This is a genomic window from Gemmobacter denitrificans (assembly GCF_036964905.1).
Classification (GTDB): Bacteria; Pseudomonadota; Alphaproteobacteria; order Rhodobacterales; family Rhodobacteraceae; genus Gemmobacter; species Gemmobacter denitrificans.
Window position 1 is genome coordinate 86,687 of the sequence record NZ_JBALHR010000001.1, and the last position, 24,071, is coordinate 110,757.

The window sequence follows — 24,071 nt, forward strand, 5'->3', positions numbered from 1 at the left end:
GGGATTGCCAGGTTGCCGCGCCGTGGTTTCTGTGGCATCAGGTGGGGGACGCCGAAACTGGACCGATGAGTTTAGCATGACCGATTTCGCCACCCGCCGCACCATGATGGTCGATACCCAGATCCGCCCGTCGGATGTGACCAAATTCACCATCATCGAGGCCATGCTTGCCGTACCGCGCGAGGCATTCGTGCCACCCGCCCGCCGCGAGGTTGCCTATGTGGGCGAGCATGTGGGGCTTGGGGCTGGGCGCGTCGTCATGGACCCTCGGGTCCTGGCCAAGATGCTGGATGCGCTGGATATCCAACCCACGGATACCGTTCTCGATATCGGGTCGGGGCTGGGCTATTCGGCGGCGGTGATCGCGCGTATGGCCGAAACCGTGATTGCGGTTGAAGAAGACGAAACGCTTGCGCGCGACGCGCAGGCGACATTGTCGGCGCAGGATGTGGACAATGCGGCCGTGCAGGTCGGGCCTTTGGCTGCCGGTGCCCCCAAGGCCGCGCCCTATGACGTGATCACGCTGCAGGGCGCAGTGGAAACCCTGCCAGAGGCGCTGGTGGCACAGCTGAAAGAAGGCGGTCGCATCGGCGCCATCTTCATGGACGGCGCGCTTGGCGTGGCCCGGATCGGCTACAAGATCGATGGCCAGATCACCTGGCGGAATGCCTTCAATGCCACGGCCCCGGTTCTGCCGGGATTTGCGGTGCACAAGGCCTTCACGCTCTGATTTCCGGCGGCGGGCAGGGCGAACACAGTTACAGGAGCAGGCGATGATCGGTTGGAAACAGGTTCTTGCGGCCACGACGGCGGCCTTCGTCTGGGTGGCACCGCAGGCCCAGGCCGAAACGCTGGCCGATGCAATGATCGCGGCCTATCGCAATTCCAACCTGCTGGATCAGAACCGGGCGCTGTTGCGTGCGGCGGATGAAGATGTGGCCACGGCGGTATCGGCGCTGAAACCTGTGCTGGAATTCACGGCACGCTTCCGGCGCAACCGTCAGTTCAACGAAAATGCCGGGCAGTTCTCTGGTTTCTCGCGGATACCTAGCGAAGACCACAGCACCTCTTATTCTTTTGAATATGTCTGGCAGATCATTCTGATGGATTTCGGCCGCACCGATGGCCGGATCGCCGCCGCCAAAGAGGCCGTGCTGGCCACCCGGGCCGGGCTGGTATCCGTCGAACAGGATGTGTTGCTGGCCACAGTGAATGCCTATGTCGATGTGCGGCTGGCGCAAGAGATTGTCGATCTGCGCAGCAACAATACCCGGGTGATCGGGCAGGAACTGCGCGCCTCGCAGGATCGGTTTGATGTGGGCGAAGTCACCCGCACCGATGTGGCGGTGGCGGAATCGCGTCTGGCGCAGGCCCGTGCTGCGCTTGCCGTGGCAGAGGGCGATCTTCTTGTGGCGCGCGAGGCCTATAAGGCGGCAACTGGTGCCTATCCGGGCAATCTGCGCGCTCTGCCCAAACTGCCCAGACTGGCCGACAGTCTGGAAGCCGCGCAATCGGTTGCGCGGCGCAATCACCCCGAAATGATCCGGGCGCAGCACTTGGTCAAGGTGCGCGACCTTGCGGTAGAGATTGCCGAAGCCGAGATGAAGCCCACCATTTCGATGGACCTGACGGCCGGGGTTTACGAAGGCACCAGCAGTGCGGCGTCTGATTTCAACCAGCTCTCCACCGGCATCACCTTCAACGCGCCGATCTATACCGGGGGGCGGTTGTCGGCGCTCTATCGTCGGGCCTTGGCCGAAGCCGAGGCGCAGCGCGCCCAGTTGCACCAGACCCGGGTGCAGCTGGATCAGAACCTTGGCAATGCCTGGGCGCGGCTGGCGGTGGCTGATGCCCAGATTTCGGCCAGTGCCCGCCAGATCGAAGCAGCACAGATCGCCTTTGATGGCCTGCGCGAAGAGGCCAAGCTGGGCGCGCGCACCACGCTGGAAGTGCTGGATGCCGAGCAGGAACTGCTGGATGCCCGCGCAAGCCGGATTCAGGCCGAGGCCTTGCGCTACAAGGCTGTTTATACTGCCCTTGCAGCCACCGGGCGTCTGACGGTGGCCGATCTGAACCTTGGCATCCCCACCTATGACGTGACCTCCTATTACAACGCCGTGAAGGATGCCCCTGCGACCTCCTATCAGGGCGAGGCGCTGGATCGCGTATTGCGCAGCATCGGCAAGGAATAAGACGCCGATCTTGCAGGAATTGTTAACTGCTGTTTCCCCATCATCTTGCAGGATGGGGGCACAGCGGTTACTGTTTCCGCAAAGCAGATAACGGGGCAGGCATGAGCGGCGAGCCGATGAGTTCCAGCGAGATCGAGGACGTCTTGTCCTCTATCCGTCGACTTGTGTCCGAAGATCTGCGCCCGTCTCAGGCGCGGAATGCTGCATCGGTGCCGGTTTCGGCGCCCCCTGCGCCCGACAAAGCCGTGGCCGATGCGCCGTCGGACAAGCTGATCCTGACCCCTGCGCTGCGGGTCATTGAAGATTCCCCTGCCTGTGAAACCGCGCCTGATCCGCAAGCCGAAGACGTGGCCGAAGCGCCTGTGGCGCTGGATGTGGAGCAGGACGAGCCGGAACAGCACAGCGCACAGGTGATCGAAGGATCAACCTTTGGCGCGCTTCTGGACCGGATTGCGCAGGCCGCACCCGAGACGCAATTCGATGATGATGGCGATAACGAGGCCGAAGCCATCGAAGGCTGGGCTGTCGGGCCCGAAGTGGTGTCCATTGACGTGGACGCCGTAGAAGAGGCCGAGGTTCTGCGCAGCATCTCGCCCGACGAGGCGCGGTTGCAGCAAGCCTGGCATGACGGGGCCTGGGCCGAGGCCGTTGTTGCCAGCCTGCATGAGCCAGAGATGGCCGATTCAGCGCGCGACGAAGCCCCCCTTGATCCCGAGCTGGCCGACCTGGCCGAAGCGGCGGCCTTGGCCGAAATCGCCCGGGCTCAGGCCGAGGCGGAACAGACCGGAACCGAACCGCATCAGGCGGCCGAGGGGCTGTTCGATCTGCCCGAAGACGGGTTCGACGAAGAGGCGCTGCGCGAATTGGTCCGCGATATCATCCGCGAAGAATTGCAGGGCGTTCTGGGCGAACGTATCACCCGCAATGTGCGCAAACTGGTGCGATCCGAAATCAACCGTATCCTTGTCAGCCGCGAGATGGGGCAGGGCTGAACCAATCTGTGTTCTGCCAATGGAAAAGGCGCCCGACGGGCGCCTTTTTGCACAGTGGCAAAGGGCTGCAGGTCACGCCGCTTCGGCGTGATCCATGTCGGCAGCAGCGCGGCGTTCGCTTTCTTCGCGCGACAGCGCAACAGAGGTCCGCACACCCTTGCCCACGAATTCCATCAGGCCTTTGACCACGCGTTCATTCGGGTCGATTCCGGCACAGGACAGCACTTCGCGCCCGTCGCGCGACCGCGCCCAGCGGGCAATCTGTTCCGGACCGTTGCCATATTTCTTGTCATCGGCAATCGCGTCATCCAGGGCCGCCAGAACCACCGCCGCAAAAAGCTTGCGCGCGCGCTGCCCTTGTTCATAGTTGAAGGCGGTTCCGTCGATGAAGTCTGCCATTTCGGTCGTCCTGTTCTTGCTCTTGCATATTCCGGCGCCACGGGAATATGACGCTTTCACGACGATTCGGTATGCCGTCTTTGGAATGACTGTCATGCGCGTGTTGCATGGCTCGCCACAGAGCTTACCGTATCTAGTTGTGTTGCGCGTCAGACGCCGCCCAGATATAGGTGTCCGCAAGAATATATCAAGCTTTTGACAAGGTTTTGCCTCAATGCCGAAGATCAGCGGAAACGAAATCCGTCCGGGTGCCATCCTGGATCATGACGGCGGCCTTTGGGCCGCTGTGAAGGTCAATCATGTAAAGCCCGGAAAAGGCGGGGCTTTCGCGCAGGTTGAACTGAAAAACCTGCGCGATGGGCGCAAGCTGAACGAACGCTTCCGTTCGGAAGACAAGGTGGAAGAGGTCACGCTGGAAAACAAGGACCAGCAATTCCTGTATGAAACCGATGGTCGGCTGGTTTTCATGGATGCCGAAACCTATGAACAGATCGAAATCGATGCCGAACTTCTGGGTGACCGGCGGCCCTTCCTGCAGGATGGCATGACGGCCACCGTGCTGTTCTACGGCGAAGAAGCGCTGAGCGTGAAGATCCCGCAAAAGGTGAAGTGCCGCATTGTCGAGGCAGAGCCGGTGATCAGCGGTCAGACGGCTTCGAAAAGCTTCAAACCGGCCGTTCTGGATAATGGCGTGCGGATCATGGTTCCGCCCTTTGTCAATCAGGACGAGGAAATCTGGGTGCATACCGAATTGATGGAATATTCGGAACGCGCCTGATCGATGACGCCGATCTGATGACAGGGCCGGGGCAGTGCCCCGGCCTTGATCGTTTCAGGGCTGCGCGCGGCGGATCGTGGCTGTGCCTGCCGTCAGCGCAGCATCCAGTCGGTCAAAGCGCAGATGGGCCAGGGCATGCCCCCCGGATTGGGTGCCCAGTCGGCCCGCCTCACGACCGTCTGCCATCAGGATCGGTGTGCCGGGCGGGGCCGAGCCGTCAATCGTAACCCGGATCAACCCCTTGCGCAGATCGGTCTTGTGCTTCATCCGCGCAGTGACTTCTTGCCCGACATAACATCCCTTGCGGAAATCAACCCCATGCAGGGTTTCGAACCCGGCCTCCAGAATGAAGGTGTCATCGGGGATCAGTTCGATCCCGGTTTCAGGGATCACATGGGCCACGCGCAGGGCTGCCCAATCGGTGTTGTCTTCGGTATGTGCGGCCCCGTAATGCCGCCATCCAAGCGCCGGGTGGCGCGGATCGGGCAGGGTGCCGTCCGGGGCAGCGCCGGTGCCCCGGCTGACAGCCAATGTGGAAGGCGCGAACTGCACTTTGGCCCGCAGCCGATACAGGGTCAGCCGTTTCAACGTCGCATCGGCAATCTGATCGGGAAGATCGATCAACAACTCTTGCCCGGTATTCACCACAAAGAAATCGGCCAGATACTTGCCCTGCGGCGTCAGCAGGGCCGCATAGACAATCCCCGGCCCGCGCCCCAGCGGCAGCACATCATTCGTCACCAGGCCCTGCAGGAAGGGCAGGGCGTCGGGGCCATCCAGGGTTATCAGGCGGCGGGTCATGGTCATTCCTGAAACTGCAGACGATAGAGATCGGCATAAAGCCCGCCCTTGGCAAGCAGGCTGTCATGGGTGCCCTCTTCCACCACGCGGCCCTTGTCGATCACCACGATCTTGTCGGCGGCGCGGATGGTGGCCAGCCTGTGCGCGATCACAAGCGTGGTGCGCCCGGCATGACTGCTGGTGGCCAGCCGGGACAGCGCCTCGGACACTGCCTGTTCAGACGCCGCGTCCAGCGCCGAAGTGGCCTCGTCCAGCAGCAGGACCGGCGCATCATTGGCCAGGGCCCGGGCGATGGCGACGCGTTGGCGCTGTCCGCCTGACAGGGCGCTGCCCCGGGGACCGGCAGGGGTATCGAGCCCTTGCGGCAGTTGGGCGACCAGATCGGACAGATGCGCATCGGAAATGGCTTGCAACAAGCGGTCTTCGGCAAGGCTGCGGCCCAGGGCGATGTTTTCCCGCAGGGTCTCGTCAAACAGCATGGCATCCTGCGACACGACCGCAAACTGCGCCCGCAGATCGGCCAGTGTCAGCGCGCCGATATCGATACCCGACAAGGTGATGCGGCCTGCCTGCGCTTCGGCCAGACCGGTCAGCAGGTGGAAGATGGTGGATTTGCCCGCGCCCGACGGCCCGACCAGCGCCGTCATCCTGCCCGCCGGGGCTGTGAAGCTGAGCCCGCGCAAGACCGGAGCATCACCATAGCCGAATTCTACGTCTTGCAGCGCGATTTCGGGCGCACCTTCGGGTGGTTTTGCCTGGCCTGCGCCGGGGCGGGGCGGGCTATGGGTGTCAAACAGCCGGTAAATGCGTTCCAGCGAGGCAGCAGCAATCTGCCAGACCCCCGCCATGTCGCCCAGACGGCGGATCGGCTGAAAGGTCAGTGACATGGCGGTGAAGAAGGCCATGAACTCGCCCGTTGTGCGGTTGCCTTCGGCAATCTCGCGTCCACCCAGCATCAGCACGGTGAAGAATCCGATGCCAGTGATCACATCGATCAGCGCCGGGATCGAGGCCCGGCCCAGCACGCTGCGCACCTCGGCGCGCACGATGGCGCCGATGATCTTGCGAAAGCGCCCGGTCTGATAGTCTTCCATGCGGTTCAGCTTGATGGCCTGAATCCCGTGAAAGATCTCGTCCAGCCGGGTGGCCCGCATCCCGGCCTGATCGCGCATCTGTGCGGTCTTGCGGCGGATATAGCGCTGCACCACGGCCGCAGGCGCAATCAGTAGCGGTGCCCCGATCAGGGCTGCGGCCGTCCAGACCGGATCGATCGACAGGGCCACCACAAACAGCGACACCAGCGCAATGGTATCGCGGCCGACACCGATGATCACCGCGCTCCACACGCCCTGCACGGCACCGGTATCGCCCACCACACGTTCCATCAAGGCGCCGGGCGGGTTGGTCTGGAAGAACCGGCTGTCCAGCGTCAGGATATGGGCCAGCAGGTCGCCCTGCATCGTGGTCGAGCTTTTCTGGGCGATGGCCGTCAGCAACCCCTTGGACAGGACCGAGGTTATGGCCCGGATCAGGAACAGCCCGAAGATCGCCGCGCCCACCCAGACCAGCGCGCCCGATCCGCCGGGGGCAAAGACCTGATCGAACAGCGGCTCCAGCAGCCAGGACAGAATGCCCAGCGTGGACCCTTCGATCACCATCAGCAGGAAGGCCAGGGCCATCTTGCCCCTGTGCGGCCGCAGATAGCCGGACCAGAGCCGGCCAAACAGGCGGCGCGAGGCATAGCGCGGGTCGCTGGGGGCTTTGGTCACGGGCGTCTCCGGCAGTTTGTCTTGGTCTAGCCTGTGGGGCCGGGGGCGGCAAGGCGCGTTGACCTTCGCCGCGCCCGGGCCTAGCCATGGGACAACCGACAGGAGACTCCGCATGACCCTTGCGCATGGACGCCGTTATCTGGCCATTCCCGGCCCCTCCACAATGCCCGACCGGGTTCTGGCGGCGATGCATCGGGCCGCGCCCAATATCTATGCGGGAGAACTGCCCGAGATGGTCGGCACGCTTTGGCCCGATCTGCGGCGGCTGGCAGGAACCTCGGGGCATGTGGCGTTGTATATCGCCAATGGCCATGGCGCCTGGGAGGCGGCGAACATGAACCTGTTCTCGCGCGGTGACCGGGCCCTCGTGCTGGCAACCGGGCGGTTTGGCATTGCCTGGGCGGAAAGCGTGAAACCCCTGGGGGTTACAGTGGAGATGCTGGATTTCGGCACGGCAAGCCCGGTCGATCCGGCCCGCGTGGAACAGGCGCTGCGCGCAGATCGGCAGCACGGTATCAAGGCGGTGCTGGTGACCCATGTCGATACGGCCAGTTCGGTCAGGAATGACATTCCCGCCATTCGCGCCGCGATTGATGCGGCGGGGCATCCGGCCCTGCTTGCCGTGGATTGCATCGCGTCGATGGGGTGTGATCCGTTCCATATGGATGACTGGGGCGTCGATGTGGTGGTTTCCGCCAGCCAGAAAGGCCTGATGGTGCCGCCAGGGCTTGGGGTTCTGTGGATTTCGGATCGCGCGATGGAACGGTGCCGCGACAGCGATCTGCGCACCCCCTACTGGAATTGGACGCCGCGCGCCACCGCATCAGAATTCTGGCAGCATTGGGCGGGCACGGCCCCCACGCATCACCTGTTTGCCCTGCGCGAAAGCCTGACCATGATCGCCGAGGAAGGCCTGCCAGCGGTCTGGGCCCGGCATGCGGCGCTCGCGCAAACCGTCTGGGCGGCGGTCGAAGCCTGGGGGGAGGGCCATCCCGACATCGCGCTGAATGTGGCTGATCCCGCGCATCGCGGCCATGCGGTGACGGCGCTGCGGCTGGGGCCTGCGCCGAATGCCACGCGCCTGCGCGACTGGACCGAACAGAAGGCGGGTGTCACGCTGGGCATCGGGCTTGGCATGGCTGCGCCCGACGATCCTGCCTGGCATGGCTTTCTGCGTGTGGCGCATATGGGCCATGTGAATGCGCACATGACCCTTGGCGCGCTGGCAGTCATGCAGGCGGGGCTGATCGCATTGGATATCCCGCACGGGCTTGGCGCGCTGGAGGCGGCGGCCCGTGTGGTGGCCCGTCTGGCGTGACCCTGCCCCGATCAGGGGGCGTTCCTGGTCAGCCAATCCTGCATCCAGGCGATCTCGGCCTCTTGCGCGGCAATCACGGCCTCGGCCAGTTTGCGGACCTCGCCGTCCTTGCCATGTTCCAGCACGATGCGGGCCATGGCCACGGCGCCCTGATGATGCGGGATCATGCCCCGGATGAAATCGACATCGGCATCGCCGCTGAACGCGATCGCCATGTCGCGATGCATCACGGTATTGGCTTCCATGAAGGCGAGGGTCGAGGCGCTTTCACTGCCGGTCATCGCATGACCGCCATGGCCTGCATGGGCCTCTTCACCTTCGGCCCCGGCGGGCAGTGCTGCGGCCAGGGCGATGGGCAGGGCCAGTAGAAGGGTGCGCATCCTATCCTCCAATTTGTGAACATGGGCAGCAAGGTGCAGGGTTCCGGTTACCGGAAGGCAAGTCAACTGGGCGTGAACCCCCTGCTGTGCCGGATGCGCAGGCGTCGCGTGCAATCACGCACCGTTCCACTGCGGGTTTGCCCTTCAAACTGCATGGGGCGGCGCGTAACATGGCGATGACAGAGGAAACGGCAAGACATGCGCAGCGAATCCCAACGCCGCCCCGTGGTGGGCATCATCGGTAACTCTTACCTGATGAATGACGAATACCCGGTGCATGCCGGGGGCCACATGAATTCCGAGGCGGTCGCGGCGGTCGCAGGGGCCTTGCCGCTGATCATCCCGTCAGACCCGCGCTTTGTCTGCGTGCAGGAATTGCTGGCGCTGTGCGATGGCTTTCTGCTGACAGGGGGGCGGCCAAATGTGCATCCCAGCGAATATGGCGAGGATGAAACCCCGGCGCATGGCGATTTCGACCGGTGCCGCGATGCGATCACCCTGCCGCTGATCCGGGCCTGCGTGGAACGCGGCCAGCCCTTTCTGGGCATCTGCCGCGGATTTCAGGAAGTGAACGTGGCGATGGGCGGCACCCTGCACCCGGAGATCCGCGATCTGCCGGGCCGCATGAACCATCGCATGCCCCCCGATGGCAGCCTGAGCGAGAAATTTGCCCTGCGCCACCCTGTCCGCTTTGCCGCGGGCGGGGTTTTCGCGCGGCTTCTGGGGGCCGAAGAGGTGATGACCAATACGCTGCATGGTCAGGGCATCGCCCGGCCCGGAGCGCGCATCGTGATTGACGGGCTGGCCCCCGACGGCACGCCCGAAGCGATCTATGTCAAGGATGCGCCGGGCTTTACCCTGTCGGTACAATGGCACCCGGAATGGAATGCCAGCGGCGATCCAGTCTCGCGCCCGCTGTTCACGGCCTTTGGTCAGGCCTGCCGAGACTGGGTTGCCGGTCAGAGACCGGTGGCAAGGGCGGCAAGCGCAAGGGCTGCGGGCAGCGCCTGAATGAACAGGATCCGCCGTGACACCGTGGCGGCCCCGAACACACCGGCCACCAGCACGCAAGACAGAAAGAACAGGGCCGGAGCCTGACCTGACTCGCCGGGACCTGCGATACAGGCCCAGATCAGCCCTGCTGCCAGAAACCCGTTGTAAAGCCCCTGATTGGCCGCCATCGCCCGGGTCTGCTGGGCGAATTCAGGGCGGAGCCCGAAGGCACGCATGCCACGCGGTGTGGTCCAGAGAAACATCTCCAGCACCAGAATATAGATGTGAAGCGCCGCAATCAGCGCGATCAGAACCGTGCAATCATCGAAAGGGCCTTTGCAGGGATGTCCCGCCCATCAGGCCCATGACAGCGATCCTGTGCAAGCCCCACGCGGGCAGGCCTGACGCAACGGAATATCCAGCAGTTCAATGCCGCGAAACGACAAAGGGCAGCCCACGGGCTGCCCTTCCGTGACTATCTGTAGGTCCGGCCTCAGGGGCAGGGCTTGCCAAGCGTTGGCACACAGGCGGCCGGGGCCGGGGGCGTTACAATTGCCGGGGCCGCAGCCGGAGCGGGGGCCGCAGGCGCGACAGCCGGTGTCGCAGGTGCAGGGGCCACAGGCATGGCAGCCGGCGTTACGGGGGCGGTGGCCGCAGGTGCGATGACAGGCGGCGTCAGGATCGGCGCGGTCATGGTCGGGAAGCCCGGGGCAGGCTTGCCCGGATTGGCCGCAGTTCCCGGCTTGGGTTGCGCCGTTGCGGGCGCCGCGACCTTCTTCACCGGTTTGGGCGGCGGCAGCTTCAGCTTGGTGGGCCGCGTGCCATCGGCATTCAGAACCACGACCTTCACCCCGTCCGGCACGCGGTTATACAGGTCGATCACATCCTGATTGATCATCCGGAAACAGCCCGACGAGGCATTGCGCCCGATCGACTTCCATTCCGGCGTGCCATGAATGCGGAACCCGTAATCCACGCCATTCGTGGTCAGGTACAGCGCGCGCGCGCCCAGCGGGTTGGTCGGGCCACCCGGCTGGCCCTTTTCCCATTTTGACAGTTCCGGCTTGCGGGCGATCATCTCTTTGGGGGGCGTCCAGGTCGGCCATTGTTTCCGGGCGGTAATCAACGCCTCACCGGCCCATTGGAACCCGTCAGCCCCGACAGCGATGCCGTAGCGCATGGCGCGGCCCGGGCCGGTGACCAGATGCAGGGTCTTCTGCGTCGGGTCGATGATGATCGTGCCCACCGGATCGGTGCTGGCATAGACCACTTCCTGCCGCTTCAGATGGGCGGGCACCTTGTCTTCCGGCACGGCGGGAATGACGAATTGCCCATCCTGCCGCGCGGCATACATGTTCACGAAATCTTCGGGCACAGGCTGCTTGACTGCAGGCTGCTGTTCTGGCGCCTTGGTTGCGCCGGTCAGCGAAGGATCGGGGACGCAGGCCCCCAATGTGCCGATCAGCAATCCGCCCACCATCAGGCCCATGACATTGCGCAGCATCTTAAGACGTCTCCCGAGAATCCGAACCCGAACGGTTGCTACCGATTACACCTTTCCAACGGATAAACGACAGTACGGGTCCGGTCCATCACGGAAAATTCACAGGCTTGTGCGCAGGTGCCACAGTTCGGGGAAAAGCTCCACTTCCAGCATGCGGCGCAGGTATTGCACGCCCGAAGTGCCGCCGGTGCCGCGCTTGAAGCCGATCACCCGTTCCACCGTGGTGACATGGTTGAAGCGCCAGCGGCGGAAGTAATCTTCGAAATCCACCAGTTTTTCAGCCAGTTCATAGGCTTCCCAGTACTGCTCCGGGGCGCGGTAGACGGTTTCCCAAACTGCCTGCACACCGGGATGCGCGATCCAGGGGCTGCGCAGGTCGCGGGACAGAACATCCTCCGGCACCGGCAGGCCGGACCGGGCCAGGTGGCGCAGCGCCTCGTCATACAGGCTGGGCCGGGCCAGTTCTGCCTCCAGCCGCGCAGTCAGATCGGGGCGATGGGCATGGGGTTTCAGCATCGCCAGGTTGCGGTTGCCCACCGCATATTCGATCAGCCGGTATTGCCAGGACTGAAAGCCCGAGCTTTGCCCCAGCCCGTCACGGAACCGGGTGTATTCGCTGGGGGTCATGGTGCGCAGCACATCCCATGCGGAATTGAGCTGTTCGAAGATCCGGGCCACGCGGGCCAGCATCTTGAAGGCCTCGCGCGCGGCACCTTCGGCAATGGCGCGGCGTGCGGCATCCAGTTCGTGCAGCGCCAGCCGCATCCACAGTTCCGACGTCTGATGCTGGATGATGAACAGCATCTCGTCATGGGCGCCGGTGCGCAGCGATTGCGCATTCAGGATGGTGTCGATCTGCAGGTAATCGCCATAGGACATGCGTCCGTCGAAGGACATCTGCGCGCCGTCGCTGGCGGGATCATAGGTGGTCATTGTTTCTCTCCATGTGAAATGGCAGGGGCGGCGGTCAGCCGCGGCCCTGCCGGTTCAGCACCGAAAGATTGCCGATCCGCCGCCACAGGCAGGCCCAGCCCGCCGGACGGCACAGCGGCGGGCAGTCACCCTGGCGATGGCGCAGATCAGGTAACAAGGGCGCGGGTCTTGTATTCGGGCCGATCCCACAGCCGGTTCTGCATCACATCGGCGATGATGGCGATTGCGCGGGCCACATCCTCGGCATTAATGAACAGCGGTGTAAAGCCGAAGCGCAGAATGTCGGGGGCGCGGAAATCACCGATCACGCCCCGCGCGATCAGCGCCTGCATCATCGCATAGCCCTCGGGGTGGCGGAAGCTGACCTGACTGCCGCGGTCGTGATGGGTGCGCGGGGTGGCCAGAACCAGATCGGGGCAGGCGGCCTCGACCCCGGCGATGAATTGATCGGTCAGGGCCAGCGACACCCGCCGCAGATCATCCAGATCGACCTGATCCCAGATGTCGAGCGAAGCCTCCAGCGCCGCGAGTTGCAGGATGGGTGGTGTGCCGACCCGCATCCGCTCCACCCCGGTGCCGGGGCGATAGGACAGATCAAAGGCAAAGGGGGCGGCATGGCCCAGCCAGCCCGACAGGGCGGGACGGGCCACTTCGGCATGACGCGGCGCAACATAGATGAAGGCCGGGCCACCGGGGCCGGAATTCAGGTATTTGTAGCTGCAGCCCACTGCGAAATCGGCGCCGCCGTTGGCCACATCCACCCGGAAGGCCCCGGCCGAATGGGCCAGATCCCAGATGGCCAACGCGCCAACGGCATGGGCCCGCGCGGTCAACGCCGCCATATCGTGCCGCCGCCCGGTGCGATAATCCACCTCGGTGATCATCATCACGGCGACCGTCTCATCCAGCGCGTCCAGAACGTCTTCCGGGGCGACGGTCTTCAGCTGATAGTCCGGCCCCAGCGTGCGGCACAGACCTTCGGCCATGTAAAGATCGGAAGGAAAGTTGCCAGTATCGGAAAGCACGACTTTCCGGCCGGGGTTCATCTCCAGCGCCGAAGCCAGCGCCTGATAGACCTTGATCGACAGCGTATCCCCGGTGGCGACATGGCCCGCTTCGGCCCCGATCAACCGGGCGATCCGGTCGCCGATGCGGCTGGGCTGCGTCATCCAGCCGGCCTTGTTCCAGCCGGTGATCAGCATCTGGCCCCATTCCTCGGTCACAGTGCGGGCGACCCGGGCCGCGGCCATTTTCGGCAATGGTCCCAAGGAGTTGCCGTCCAGATAGATCACGCCTTCCGGCAGGTCGAACTGCGCGCGTGTCGCGGCGAAATCGGTGGTCATGTCTGCTGTCTTCCCATGTTGCCGCCCGGCATCAGTCTGACGCTGCCTGTCCGGTGCTGCAAGACGGTTAGCAGGGCAAGTCATATGTTTCAAGCTTGAAATTAAATTGAGGGGTGCCCTCAGGGCAGCGGCGGCACCGGTTTGGGTTGCAAAGTCGGGTTCATGCAGGAATATGCCGGTTGCGGCAGGTTCCGGTCATTCCGGCTGTCATGCCGGAAGCCCGGGGTCGCTGCGCTGCAAAGTAATTTTGCCGCATGGCAGCGATGAATATTGAAATATTGTTGCGCAGTGATATGCGTGGCGTGGGACAGAACCGGAAACTGGCGCTGCGGCGCCTGCGAATTGGGGGAGAATCCGTGAAGATCGGAGCACCAAGAGAGATATTCGAGGGCGAGAACCGGGTGGCAATGACGCCCGATTCGGCGCTGCAGCTGCAAAAGCTGGGCCATAGCTGCGTGATCGAGGCCGGGGCAGGGATCAAGGCCGGTTTCTCGGATGCGAGTTACCAGAAGGCCGGGGTCGAAATCGTCAATACCGCCGCTGACCTGTTCGCCGCCGCCGATGTGGTGGTCAAGGTGCGCGGGCCGGAAATGTCAGAGGTGGAACGGCTGCGTCAGGGGCAGACCCTGATCAGCTTCTTCTGGCCGGCGCAGAACCCCGAATTGCTGGAAGCCGCCAAGGATCGCGGTGCGACCGTCGTCGCCATGGATATGGTGCCGCGCATCAGCCGCGCGCAGAAGATGGACGCGCTGTCGTCGATGGCCAATATCGCAGGCTATCGCGCGGTGATCGAGGCCGGCAACAACTTTGGCCGCTTCTTTACCGGTCAGGTGACGGCGGCGGGCAAGGTGCCCCCGGCCAAGGTGCTGATCGTGGGCGCAGGTGTGGCGGGGCTTGCCGCCATCGGCACGGCTGTCAGCCTTGGGGCCATTGTCAATGCCTTTGACGTGCGCCCAGAAGTGGCCGAACAGATCGAAAGCATGGGGGCGAATTTCGTCTTTCTGGAATTCGAAGCCAGCCAGGATGGGGCGGCGACCGGTGGTTATGCGGCACCCTCCAGCCCGGAATTCCGCGAAAAGCAGTTGGCCAAGTTCCGCGAACTGGCCCCCGACATGGATATCGTGATCACCACCGCGTTGATCCCCGGACGCCCGGCCCCCAAGCTGTGGACCGAGGACATGGTGGCGATGATGAAGCCCGGCTCGGTCATCGTGGACCTTGCGGCCGAACGGGGCGGCAACTGCGACCTGACGGTGCCGGACGAAAAGATCGTCACCGAAAACGGCGTGACCATCGTGGGCTATACCGATTTCCCCAGCCGGATGGCGGCGCAGGCCTCGACGCTCTATTCCACCAATATCCGCCACATGCTCACGGACCTGACGCCCAAGAAGGATGGCGTCATCAACCACAATATGGAAGATGACGTGATCCGCGGCGCGACCGTGGCGCATCAGGGCGCGGTGACCTATCCGCCGCCGCCGCCCAAGGTGGCCGCGATTGCGGCCGCCAAGCCCAAGGAAAAGCCCAAGGAACTGACGCCCGAAGAAAAGCGCGCGCAGGAAGCGGCGGCTTTCAAGGCCGAAACCCGCAACCAGTTCATCCTGCTGGGTGTGGGCGGTGCGCTGATCCTGCTGGCGGGCCTGTTCGCCCCGGCCAGCTTCATGTCGCATTTCATCGTTTTCGTGCTGTCCTGCTTTGTCGGCTTCCAGGTGATCTGGAATGTCAGCCACAGCCTGCACACGCCGCTGATGGCGGTGACCAATGCGATTTCGTCGATCATCATCCTGGGCGCGCTGATGCAGATCGGATCGGGGTCATTCCTGGTGATCGTGCTGGCCGCGCTGTCGGTGTTCATGGCCGGGATCAACATTTTCGGTGGCTTCATGGTCACCCGGCGCATGCTCGCCATGTTCCAGAAGTCGTAAGGAGGCAGGGATGGAATACGGATTTACCACGGCGGCCTATGTCGTCGCAGCGGTGCTGTTCATCCTGAGCCTTGGCGGGCTGTCGGGGCAGGAAAGCGCCAAACGTGCGGTCTGGTATGGCATTGTCGGCATGGCGCTGGCGGTGGCGGCCACGCTTTACGGCCCGGGTGCCGGTTACTGGTGGCTGTCGGCCCTCTTGATCGCGGTGGGCGGCGCGCTTGGCTGGGGTGTGGCACAGCGGGTGCAGATGACGGAAATGCCGCAACTGGTTGCGGCGATGCACAGCCTTGTCGGTCTGGCTGCCGTGTTCATCGGCTATAACACCCAGATCGAAATGGCCGGGATCGCCGCGCTGCAGGCAGCAGGCGATGCCGATGCGCTGACGGCTTTGTCGGGCTTTGCCCACAAGATTGCCGAGAAGTCGGGCGCGGCAATCGCCATCCTGCGGGTGGAAACCTTCCTTGGCGTCTTCATTGGTGCCGTCACCTTCACCGGTTCGGTCATTGCCTATGGCAAGCTGGCGGGCAAGGTGGATGGCAAGGCCAAGAAACTGCCGGGTGGCCATCTGCTGAATGCCGCTGCGGCGGCGATCTCGGTCGTGCTGCTGGTGGTCTATCTGCAGAACGGCTCCAGCCTTGCGCTGATCATCATGACGGTGGCGGCGTTGTTCATCGGCTATCACCTGATCATGGGCATCGGCGGGGCGGATATGCCGGTCGTTGTGTCGATGCTGAACAGCTATTCCGGCTGGGCTGCGGCGGCCATCGGCTTTTCGCTGTCGAATGACCTGCTGATCGTGGTGGGCGCGCTGGTGGGTTCGTCGGGTGCGATCCTGTCCTACATCATGTGCAAGGCAATGAACCGGTCGTTCATCAGCGTGATCCTGGGCGGCTTTGGCGGCACCACGGGCCCCGCGATGGAAGTGACCGGCGAGCAGATCGCCATCGATGCCGATGGCGTGGCGGCGGCGCTGAATGATGCGGATAGCGTCATCATCATCCCGGGCTATGGCATGGCAGTGGCACAGGCGCAGCAATCGGTCAGCGAACTGACCCGCAAGCTGCGCGCCAAGGGCAAGAATGTGCGTTTCGCCATTCATCCGGTGGCGGGCCGTCTGCCGGGCCATATGAACGTGCTGCTGGCCGAGGCGAAGGTGCCTTATGACATCGTTCTGGAAATGGACGAGATCAACGAGGATTTCCCCGAAACCGACGTGGCCATCGTCATCGGCTCGAACGACATCGTGAACCCCGCCGCGCAGGAAGACGCCAACAGCCCCATCGCCGGGATGCCGGTGCTGGAATGCTGGAAGGCCAAGCAGGTGTTTGTCTCGAAACGTGGGCAGGGCACCGGCTATTCGGGCATCGAGAACCCGCTGTTCTACAAAGAGAACACCCGGATGTTCTATGGCGATGCCAAGAAAAGCATCGATGCCCTGCTGCCGATGATCGAATAAGCCGGATTTTCAGGCACATGATCCGCAAGGGCCCCGGGCACACCCCGGGGCCCTTTGCATTTGTGCAACAGGCAGTTTGCATACCCGCGTATGCCTCGATTTGGCTGGAACAGGGCCGGGGGGCTGACCCATCAAGAGCAAAACGCCGGAAAAACGACATGCCTGCCATTCCCGACCATCCGCTCCGCTATCCGCTGGTGAACGAACTTCATGCCCGGCCCTTTCCGGTGCTGGAGGCCCCCTGCATGGCCGCCTATGTGGCCATCAAGGAACCGCAGGAGGCGCATAACCGCGACCGCAATGCCGACAGGGCGCATCTGATCGATCTGCTGGACCGGCATGGATCAGCCCATCCCCAGCCCGGCGCGACGCATTTTTCAGGCCCGATCGGGCGCGCATCGCTGAAATGGGAAAGCCATACCGAATTCGTGACCTATTCGGCCTTCTCCCCCGGCCTGTCGGATCGGCCCTTCGATCCGATGGAGGCGCGGGTCTTTCCGACCGACTGGCTGGCCGAAGCCCCAGGCAAGCGTGTGGCCTCGGTGCTGATCCGGGTGGAACGGATGCCCGACACCGAAGCCGAGATGCTGGACCGGGTCGATGGCTGGTTCGTGGCGGAAAGCCTGGCCATGGCGCGCGTGGTCGATGGGGCCGCCGTCATTGCGGGGGATTTCCGCATTGATGAAAATGGCCATATGCGCTTTGCCGTCTTTGTGCGCCCCGATACCGGCGCGCGGCGGGTGGGCCGGATCGTGCAGCGCCTGTGCGAGGTGGAAACCTATCGGGCCATGTCGATGCTGGGGTTGATGCGGGCGCGTGAACTGTCCAGCCGGCTGAATGAACTCGATCCCCGGCTTTCGGCGCTGGTCACCAGCCTGGATACGCTGGACCGCAGCCCCGAAGCCCTGCTGCACGATCTGCTGTCGATCTCGGCCGAGCTGGAGGCGCTGTCGGTGCGGTTTTCCTTCCGCTTTGGCGCAACCGCGGCCTACGAGGCCATCGTGAACCAGCGCATCACGGTCATGCGCGAGGAACGCATCGCCGGGCGCCAGACCTTTGGCGAATTCATGATGCGCCGCTATGATCCCGCGATGCGTACTGTGAAATCGGCCGAGGCGCGGCTGGCCACCATGGCCGAACGGGCCGCACGCGCCGCCGAATTGCTGCGCACCCGGGTCGATGTGGATCGCAGCGCGCAGAACCAGAAACTGCTGGAAAGCATGGACCGCCGCGCCGATCTGCAATTGCGGCTGCAGCATACGGTCGAAGGCCTGTCGGTCGTCGCGATCAGCTATTATGCCGTCAGCCTTGTGGCCTATGCGGCCTATCCGCTGGGCAAGGCGCTTGATCTGTCGAAGGAAAGCCTGACGGCGCTTCTGGTGGTGCCGGTCATTCTGGGGGTCTGGTTGATGATCCGCCGTATCCGGCAGGCCATGCACTGATCCCGGGGGCAGGGGGCGCGTGGTCGCGCCCCCGTTTCGCAGTCAGCGGCCGCGAATACGCGGGTCCAGCGCATCACGCAGGCTGTCGCCCATGTAGTTCACGCTCAGCACCGTCAGCGAAATCGCAAGGCCGGGGAAGATCACCCGTTCCGGATACATCTGCATGTATTCCAGCCCTTCGAACAGCAGGCGGCCCCAGGTCGGGAAATCAGGCGGGAAGCCAAGTCCAAGGAAGGACAGCACGGATTCGGTGATGATCGCCTCGGCCACGCCGAGGGTGGCAGCCACCATCACCGATGACACCACATTGGGCAGGATGTGGCGCAGGATCACACGGCGCGGCGGGGCCCCGATCGACCGTGAGGCCAGCACATATTCGCGCTCCTTCAGTGCAAGCACCTCGCCCCGTACGATACGTGCCGCATGCATCCAGCTTGTGACCCCGATGGCCGTCACAATCAATGTGAAGGCCCCCATTTCCGGCCCCATGATCCCGGCCAGCCGATCCCGGAACAGCATCACCATGACAAGGAGCAGCGGCACCAGCGGCAGCGCAAGGAACATGTCGGTCAGGCGCATCAGCGGGCTGTCCAGCCGTTTGAAATAGCCCGCCAGCACGCCGATCAGCGTGCCAAGGAAAATGGCCAGCACCATGGCGACAAAGCCGACCGCAAGGCTGACCTTGCCTGCCGCCATCATCCGCTGCATCTGGTCGCGGCCCAACTGGTCGGTGCCCATCGGATGGGCCAGACTGGGGCCCAGATTGCGCGATTTCAGCGCCTCGGCCACCGACAGCTTTTCCGGCTGCCAGACCAGCGGCCCCAGCACGGAAAAGGCGATCAACAGCCCCAGCACAACCAGCCCGAACAAGGCCCCCTTGTGCTTCTTGAACTGGGTCCAGACGGCACGGCCAAGCGAATCCGGGCGGGAAGCAACCGAAGATTGGGTATCAGTCATAGCGGATCCTCGGGTCAAGCATGCCATACAGGATGTCGGCGATCAGGTTGAACAGAACGATCAGGATGGCAAAGATGAAGGCGAGGGTCTGCACCATCGGCAGATCATTGCCACGGATGGCCTGGATCAGGGCCGAACCGATCCCGTTCACCCCGAACAGGTTTTCTGTGATGATCGCCCCGCCAAAGATTGACGGGATGCCAAGCGCGATCACCGTAACGACCGGGATCAGCGAATTGCGCAGCACATGTTTCAGCACCACGGTGCGTTCGCTCATGCCCTTGGCGCGGGCGGTGCGGACGTAATCCTGCCCCATGTTTTCCAGCATGGACGACCGCATGTAGCGGCTGATGGCTGCGGCATTGGCCAGACCCAGCACCATCACCGGCATCGCCATCTGCCGCAATTGCTGCAGAAAGCTGTCCCAGTCGGTGACCACAAGCGAAGTGTTGTATTTGGTCGGGAACCAGCCCAGACCCACGGCGAAAATGATGATGAACAGGGTTCCGGTGAAGAAGGTCGGCACTGAAAATCCGATCATCGCGAACATCGTGCCGAACTGGTCGAACAGCGAATACTGGCGATAGGCGGAATAGATGCCGATCGGCAGGGCGATCATCACACCCACCAGATAGGCCGTGCCGATGACGGTCAGGGTCTGGGGCAGGCGTTCCGCGATCAGGGCAAAGACCGGCGAGCGGCTTTGATAGCTGATGATGCGCTGCATGCCCTCGGCATAACTGGTGCCGAAGATGGCGTCGATGCCGTTCAGCGGTTCAACCCAGAAAAACTGTTTCAGCCACAGCAGATAGCGGACATGGACAGGCTCGTTCACCCCCATGGATTCGAGAATCTTCGCGCGCACTTCTGGCGGAACTGTCAGCGGAATCTCTGAAGCCGGGCTGCCGGGGGCAAGATCCACCAGCAGGAAGATCAGAAGGCTGATCAGCAAAAGGGTGGGAATCGCCGTCAAAAGCCGGCGCAGCGTGAAGGTGAGCATGGGCGGGTAATCTCGCTTGGGGTGAGGCTGAACAATAGGCGGGGGCGTCATCGCCCCCGCCCGCAGGCCGACAATCCTGCGCGGCCTACCTCAGGTCACACTTACTTGATGCGGAACCAGTCCTGGGCGTTCCACATTTCGGTGTCCCAGGTGTTCAGGATCACACCGCCAAGGGTGTTCGAGGCTGCCGAAAGACGTCCGCGATCCACCAGCGACACCACGGTATAGCTGTCCTTGGTCAGCATGTCGTTCAGCTTCTTGGCGATTTCCGCGCGCTTGGCCATATCTGCGGTCTTGGCCAGTTCAGCCCAGAGCGTGTCATAGGCCGGATCGCAGAAACGGTTGATGTTTTCACCCTGCCACTGGTTGGCGGGGCCGGGGATCTTGTCGCACAGATACTGGCCCAGATAGGGTTCCGGATCGGTGCCGTCGAAGTTGTTGGCATACATTTCGACATCGGCATAGAACTTCTGGAACGTGTCGGGCGAACCGGCATCACCGCCAAAGAAGACGCTGGCATCGATGTTCTTCAGTTCGACTTCGACGCCAAGTTCGGTCCACCAGTCCTTGATCACGGCCTGGAAGTCCTGACGCACGGGGTTGGTCGAGGTCTGGTACACAAGCTTCAGCTTGGCGCCATCCTTGTCGCGGATGCCGTCGCCATCGCTGTCTTTCCAGCCAGCCTCTTCCAGCAGGGCCTTGGCGCCATCCATGTTCTGCGGAATGCACTCGGTATTGTCCGAGGCGAACATTTCCGGGGCGGGCACCAGGTTGCAGGTCGCGCGGCCAGCCGAGCCATAGCCGATATCAACCAGGATCTGCCGGTCGATCGCCATCGACAGCGCCTTGCGGACGCGCAGGTCGCTCAGGATCGGGTGCGGATGCTTGGTGGTGGACCGTTCGCCTTCCGGCAGGGCCGGGTCAGGGTTGGTCATGTTCATCTCGATCCGCTCGACCAGCGTGCCGAAGCCGTTCAGCAGCACGCCCTTGCCGGCGGCAGACATCTGGGCCTGCATTTCCGGGTTGATCTGGGTGTTCCAGGCGTAATCGAATTCGCCGGTTTCCATGACAGCACGCGCAGCCGCCTGCGCATCGCCGCCACCCTTCACGGTCATCGTGGCGAAGGCGGGCTTGGCCGCGTCGCGGTAATTCGGGTTGGCTTCCAGCTCGACCACGTCATTGACCTTGAAGTCCTTGACCATGAAGGGGCCGGTGCCGATCGGCTTGAAGTTCTGCTCGGTGCAGGTCGAGGCTGCCGCGCCAAGGCAATTGGCGAACTGGGCGGCCTGCAGGATCGGCGAGGTGCCGCCGACAAAAGCCTGATAGGGGTTGGGCTTGGGCGCTTCGAAGGTGATCACGATGGTCTGATCATCGGGCGTGTCGATCGACTTGATGCCTTCATAGCGCGCGGCCTGGGCACAGCCGCCTTCGGGATGGGTGCAATATTCCCAGGTGAACTTGGCGTCTTTCGAGGTGACCGGCGTGCCATCCGACCACAGCATCCCCGACTTGATCTTCCAGGTGATCTGGGTCAGGTCGGCGGAAACGCCACCATTTTCAACGGTCGGGATCTGTTCGGCAAGACGTGCGAACACTTCGCCCCTTTCGTCAAAACCTGCCAGACCCTCCAGGATCAGCGACGAGGTTTCGACATCCTTGGTGCCCGACGACAGGTAGGGATTCAGGATCGACGGAGCTTGCCAGTACAGCACATTGACATGGCCATCGGCGCCACGGTCCGCAAAGGCTGCGGGGGCAAGGCCCACCAGCGCCACGGCACCCAGAAGGGCGGTTTTCATATTCATCGGTTTACACTCCTTGTTGTTGGCTGTGCTCTTGTGCCCCGGATCGGCCGGTTTGCCCGGCTCTCGCGGCGTCTATCGGGGTGATCAGGTGACAGGCGACATAGCGCCCGGGTTCGGCCTCGGTCAGCACCGGCTCCACTTCGCGGCAGATGGGCATGACCTTGGGGCAGCGGGTGCAGAAGTTGCAGCCCTGCGGCGGATTGGCGGGCGAGGGCACATCGCCCTTCAAAATGATGCGTTCGCGCTTTTCGGCGCGCGACGGATCGGGGTCCGGCACCGCGGATAGCAGCGCCTCGGCATAGGGGTGCAGCGGGCGTTCATACAGCGCGTCGCAAGGCGACAGTTCCGCGATCTGGCCCAGATACATCACCGCCACGCGGTCGGCGATATGGCGCACCATCGACAGATCATGGCTGATGAACAGATAGGTCAGCCCAAGCCGGTCCTGCAGATCCTCCAGCAGGTTCACCACCTGTGCCTGGATCGAAACATCAAGCGCGGCAATCGGTTCGTCGCAGACGATGAATTTCGGGTTCAGGGCCAGCGCCCGTGCGATGCCGATCCGCTGCCGTTGCCCGCCCGAAAATTCATGCGGATAACGATTGGCAAAGCGGCGGTTCAGGCCGACCTGATCCATCAATTCGTACACCCGCGCCAGCTTTTCATCACGGGTCATGCTGGTGTGTTCATCCAGCGGTTCGGAGATGATGTCGGCCACGGTCATCCGCGGGTTCAGGCTGGCCTGCGGGTCCTGGAACACCATCTGCATCTTGGGGCGGATCGCGCGCAATTCGCTGCTGTCCAGCGCCAGAACATCGGCCCCATCCAGCATGACCGACCCTTCGGTCGGCTCGTACAGCCGGATCAGACTGCGCCCGACCGTGGATTTGCCACAGCCGGATTCGCCCACCAGCCCCAGCGTCTCGCCTTCGAAAATGTCAAAGCTGACATTGTCCACGGCCTTTACATTGCCGCTATGGCGCCGCAGCAGTCCGCTATAGATCGGGAAGTACATTTTCAGATTGCGTACCCGGACCAGCGGGCGAAGGGCGTCGTCACGCATGGCCGGGCTCCGGGCTCCAGTGGCAGGCAACGTCATGGCCAAAGCCCAGCGGCTGGCCATCGACGGGGCGGCGTGCGGGGTTCTGGCTTTCGCAGACCGGCATCACATGGGTGCAGCGGCCCCGGAACGGGCAGGCAACCGGAGGGCCGACAAGGATCGGCGGCTGGCCTTCGATGGCCTGCAGCCTTTCGCCACGCTGCCCGCCAAGGCGCGGAATGGTGCGCAACAGCGCGCGGGTATAGGGGTGCTGCGGGTTGCGGAACAGCTCTTTCACCGGGGCCTGTTCCACGACCTGACCGCCATACATCACCAGAACGCGGTCGGCAATTTCGGCCACAACGCCCAGATCATGGGTGATCCAGACAATCGCCATGCCCAGCTTCTGGCGCAGTTCCTTCACCAGTTCAAGGATTTGCGCCTGAATCGTCACATCCAGTGCCGTGGTCGGTTCATCGGCAATCAGCACCTCGGGGTCGCAGGCCAGGGCAATGGCGATCATCACCCGCTGGCGCATCCCGCCGGAAAACTGATGCGGATAGGCTTTCAGGCGTTTGCGCGCATCCGGAATACCGACCAGTTCCAGCAATTCCACCGCCCGCGTTTCGGCTTGGGCTTTCGTCATGCCCATATGGGTGCGCAGCGGTTCCATGATCTGATTGCCGACGGTGAAAACCGGATTCAGGCTGGTCATCGGGTCCTGAAACACGAACCCGACCCGCGCCCCGCGCACCTGACGCAGTTCTTCGGGGCTGGCCTTCAGCAGGTCCAGCCCGCCCAGCAGCACCTGCCCGCTTCGCATTTCGGCCGGGGGCGAGGGCAGCAGGCGGATCAGCGACATCATCGTCACCGATTTTCCCGAACCGCTTTCGCCCACAACGCCCAGCAATTCGCCCGGCATCAGGTGAAAGTTCACGTCATTGACGGCATGAACCTCGCCGCCGCGGGTGTGAAACACGGTTTTAAGGCCGCGAACATCAAGCACGGGCTGCGCCCCATCGGGCATAGGTAACCCCCCAGT

22 protein-coding genes are annotated in these 24,071 nt (G+C 63.3%); 9 read left to right on the top strand and 13 right to left on the bottom strand.

Translation table 11 applies throughout. The features are described from left to right. Positions 1 to 76: 76 nt before the first annotated feature. The 3 genes from V6590_RS00440 (at position 77) to V6590_RS00450 (ending at position 3,184) form a co-directional block, all read left to right on the top strand. Complete coding sequence (locus V6590_RS00440; RefSeq protein WP_335417877.1) at positions 77 to 730, top strand: protein-L-isoaspartate O-methyltransferase family protein; 654 nt, start codon at positions 77 to 79, stop codon at positions 728 to 730. 43 nt (positions 731 to 773) lie between these two features. Beyond that, positions 774 to 2,192, top strand: coding sequence for a TolC family outer membrane protein (locus tag V6590_RS00445; protein ID WP_335417880.1), 1,419 nt, complete (start codon positions 774 to 776; stop codon positions 2,190 to 2,192). 101 nt (positions 2,193 to 2,293) lie between these two features. Continuing rightward, complete coding sequence (locus V6590_RS00450) at positions 2,294 to 3,184, top strand: hypothetical protein (RefSeq protein WP_335417882.1); 891 nt, start codon at positions 2,294 to 2,296, stop codon at positions 3,182 to 3,184. A gap of 72 nt (positions 3,185 to 3,256) precedes the next feature. On the opposite strand, the gene V6590_RS00455 is transcribed toward V6590_RS00450, so the two are convergent. Further along, entirely contained in the window at positions 3,257 to 3,583 is a 327-nt protein-coding gene (locus V6590_RS00455) for a DUF6280 family protein (RefSeq protein WP_335417883.1), read from the bottom strand. A 214-nt stretch (positions 3,584 to 3,797) separates the two neighbouring features. Between V6590_RS00455 and efp the strand changes: the two genes are divergently transcribed. Then, positions 3,798 to 4,361, top strand: coding sequence for an elongation factor P (efp, locus tag V6590_RS00460; RefSeq protein ID WP_335417887.1), 564 nt, complete (start codon positions 3,798 to 3,800; stop codon positions 4,359 to 4,361). Positions 4,362 to 4,415: 54 nt separating this feature from the next. Here efp and ygfZ read toward each other — a convergent pair whose 3' ends face one another. Continuing rightward, positions 4,416 to 5,162 (bottom strand): CAF17-like 4Fe-4S cluster assembly/insertion protein YgfZ, encoded by a 747-nt coding sequence (gene ygfZ / locus V6590_RS00465; protein ID WP_434063210.1) that lies wholly within the window; start codon positions 5,160 to 5,162, stop codon positions 4,416 to 4,418. Positions 5,163 to 5,164: 2 nt separating this feature from the next. Continuing rightward, entirely contained in the window at positions 5,165 to 6,931 is a 1,767-nt protein-coding gene (locus V6590_RS00470; RefSeq protein ID WP_335417893.1) for an ABC transporter ATP-binding protein, read from the bottom strand. Between the two features lie 112 nt (positions 6,932 to 7,043). Here V6590_RS00470 and V6590_RS00475 point away from each other — a divergent pair, with 112 nt between their 5' ends. Further along, positions 7,044 to 8,249 (top strand): pyridoxal-phosphate-dependent aminotransferase family protein, encoded by a 1,206-nt coding sequence (locus V6590_RS00475; protein ID WP_335417896.1) that lies wholly within the window; start codon positions 7,044 to 7,046, stop codon positions 8,247 to 8,249. An 11-nt stretch (positions 8,250 to 8,260) separates the two neighbouring features. Here V6590_RS00475 and copM read toward each other — a convergent pair whose 3' ends face one another. Next, the gene (gene copM, locus V6590_RS00480; RefSeq protein ID WP_335417898.1) at positions 8,261 to 8,629 is read right to left on the bottom strand and encodes a CopM family metallochaperone; all 369 of its coding nucleotides are present in this window, start codon (positions 8,627 to 8,629) and stop codon (positions 8,261 to 8,263) included. Positions 8,630 to 8,827: 198 nt separating this feature from the next. Here copM and V6590_RS00485 point away from each other — a divergent pair, with 198 nt between their 5' ends. Further along, on the top strand, positions 8,828 to 9,640 hold the full coding sequence (locus tag V6590_RS00485; RefSeq protein WP_335417900.1) for a gamma-glutamyl-gamma-aminobutyrate hydrolase family protein: 813 nt from the start codon (positions 8,828 to 8,830) through the stop codon (positions 9,638 to 9,640). Here V6590_RS00485 and V6590_RS00490 read toward each other — a convergent pair. The 4 genes from V6590_RS00490 to kynU all read right to left on the bottom strand — a co-directional run bounded on the left by V6590_RS00490 (position 9,589) and on the right by kynU (position 13,402). Continuing rightward, complete coding sequence (locus V6590_RS00490; protein ID WP_335417902.1) at positions 9,589 to 9,885, bottom strand: DUF1304 domain-containing protein; 297 nt, start codon at positions 9,883 to 9,885, stop codon at positions 9,589 to 9,591. The two genes, V6590_RS00485 and V6590_RS00490, sit on opposite strands and share 52 nt — an antisense overlap. A 230-nt stretch (positions 9,886 to 10,115) precedes the next feature. Beyond that, positions 10,116 to 11,126, bottom strand: a complete 1,011-nt coding sequence (locus V6590_RS00495; protein ID WP_335417904.1) for a L,D-transpeptidase — start codon at positions 11,124 to 11,126, stop codon at positions 10,116 to 10,118. 99 nt (positions 11,127 to 11,225) lie between these two features. Then, entirely contained in the window at positions 11,226 to 12,059 is an 834-nt protein-coding gene (gene kynA, locus V6590_RS00500; protein ID WP_335417908.1) for a tryptophan 2,3-dioxygenase, read from the bottom strand. Between the two features lie 146 nt (positions 12,060 to 12,205). Next, complete coding sequence (kynU, locus tag V6590_RS00505; protein ID WP_335417912.1) at positions 12,206 to 13,402, bottom strand: kynureninase; 1,197 nt, start codon at positions 13,400 to 13,402, stop codon at positions 12,206 to 12,208. Between the two features lie 356 nt (positions 13,403 to 13,758). Between kynU and V6590_RS00510 the strand changes: the two genes are divergently transcribed. The 3 genes from V6590_RS00510 (at position 13,759) to V6590_RS00520 (ending at position 18,228) form a co-directional block, all read left to right on the top strand. Beyond that, positions 13,759 to 15,330, top strand: coding sequence for a Re/Si-specific NAD(P)(+) transhydrogenase subunit alpha (locus V6590_RS00510; protein ID WP_335417916.1), 1,572 nt, complete (start codon positions 13,759 to 13,761; stop codon positions 15,328 to 15,330). Positions 15,331 to 15,340: 10 nt separating this feature from the next. Continuing rightward, on the top strand, positions 15,341 to 16,786 hold the full coding sequence (locus tag V6590_RS00515) for an NAD(P)(+) transhydrogenase (Re/Si-specific) subunit beta (RefSeq protein WP_335417919.1): 1,446 nt from the start codon (positions 15,341 to 15,343) through the stop codon (positions 16,784 to 16,786). A gap of 158 nt (positions 16,787 to 16,944) precedes the next feature. Then, positions 16,945 to 18,228, top strand: coding sequence for a DUF3422 family protein (locus V6590_RS00520; protein ID WP_335417921.1), 1,284 nt, complete (start codon positions 16,945 to 16,947; stop codon positions 18,226 to 18,228). 42 nt (positions 18,229 to 18,270) lie between these two features. Here V6590_RS00520 and V6590_RS00525 read toward each other — a convergent pair whose 3' ends face one another. The 5 genes from V6590_RS00525 to V6590_RS00545 form a co-directional block, all read right to left on the bottom strand. Beyond that, complete coding sequence (locus V6590_RS00525) at positions 18,271 to 19,185, bottom strand: ABC transporter permease (RefSeq protein ID WP_335417924.1); 915 nt, start codon at positions 19,183 to 19,185, stop codon at positions 18,271 to 18,273. Then, positions 19,178 to 20,185, bottom strand: coding sequence for an ABC transporter permease (locus V6590_RS00530; protein ID WP_335417927.1), 1,008 nt, complete (start codon positions 20,183 to 20,185; stop codon positions 19,178 to 19,180). The genes V6590_RS00525 and V6590_RS00530 overlap by 8 nt, the downstream gene beginning before the upstream one ends. A gap of 101 nt (positions 20,186 to 20,286) precedes the next feature. Beyond that, positions 20,287 to 21,990, bottom strand: a complete 1,704-nt coding sequence (locus V6590_RS00535) for a peptide ABC transporter substrate-binding protein (RefSeq protein WP_335417930.1) — start codon at positions 21,988 to 21,990, stop codon at positions 20,287 to 20,289. A 4-nt stretch (positions 21,991 to 21,994) separates the two neighbouring features. Next, positions 21,995 to 23,053: an ABC transporter ATP-binding protein gene (locus V6590_RS00540; RefSeq protein WP_335417933.1), complete on the bottom strand. Its 1,059-nt coding sequence runs from the start codon at positions 23,051 to 23,053 to the stop codon at positions 21,995 to 21,997. After that, positions 23,046 to 24,056 carry an ABC transporter ATP-binding protein gene (locus V6590_RS00545; protein ID WP_335417936.1) on the bottom strand — a complete coding sequence of 337 codons (1,011 nt, stop codon included), beginning with the start codon at positions 24,054 to 24,056 and terminating at the stop codon, positions 23,046 to 23,048. Before V6590_RS00545 ends, V6590_RS00540 begins: the two co-directional genes overlap by 8 nt. Positions 24,057 to 24,071: the final 15 nt, after the last annotated feature.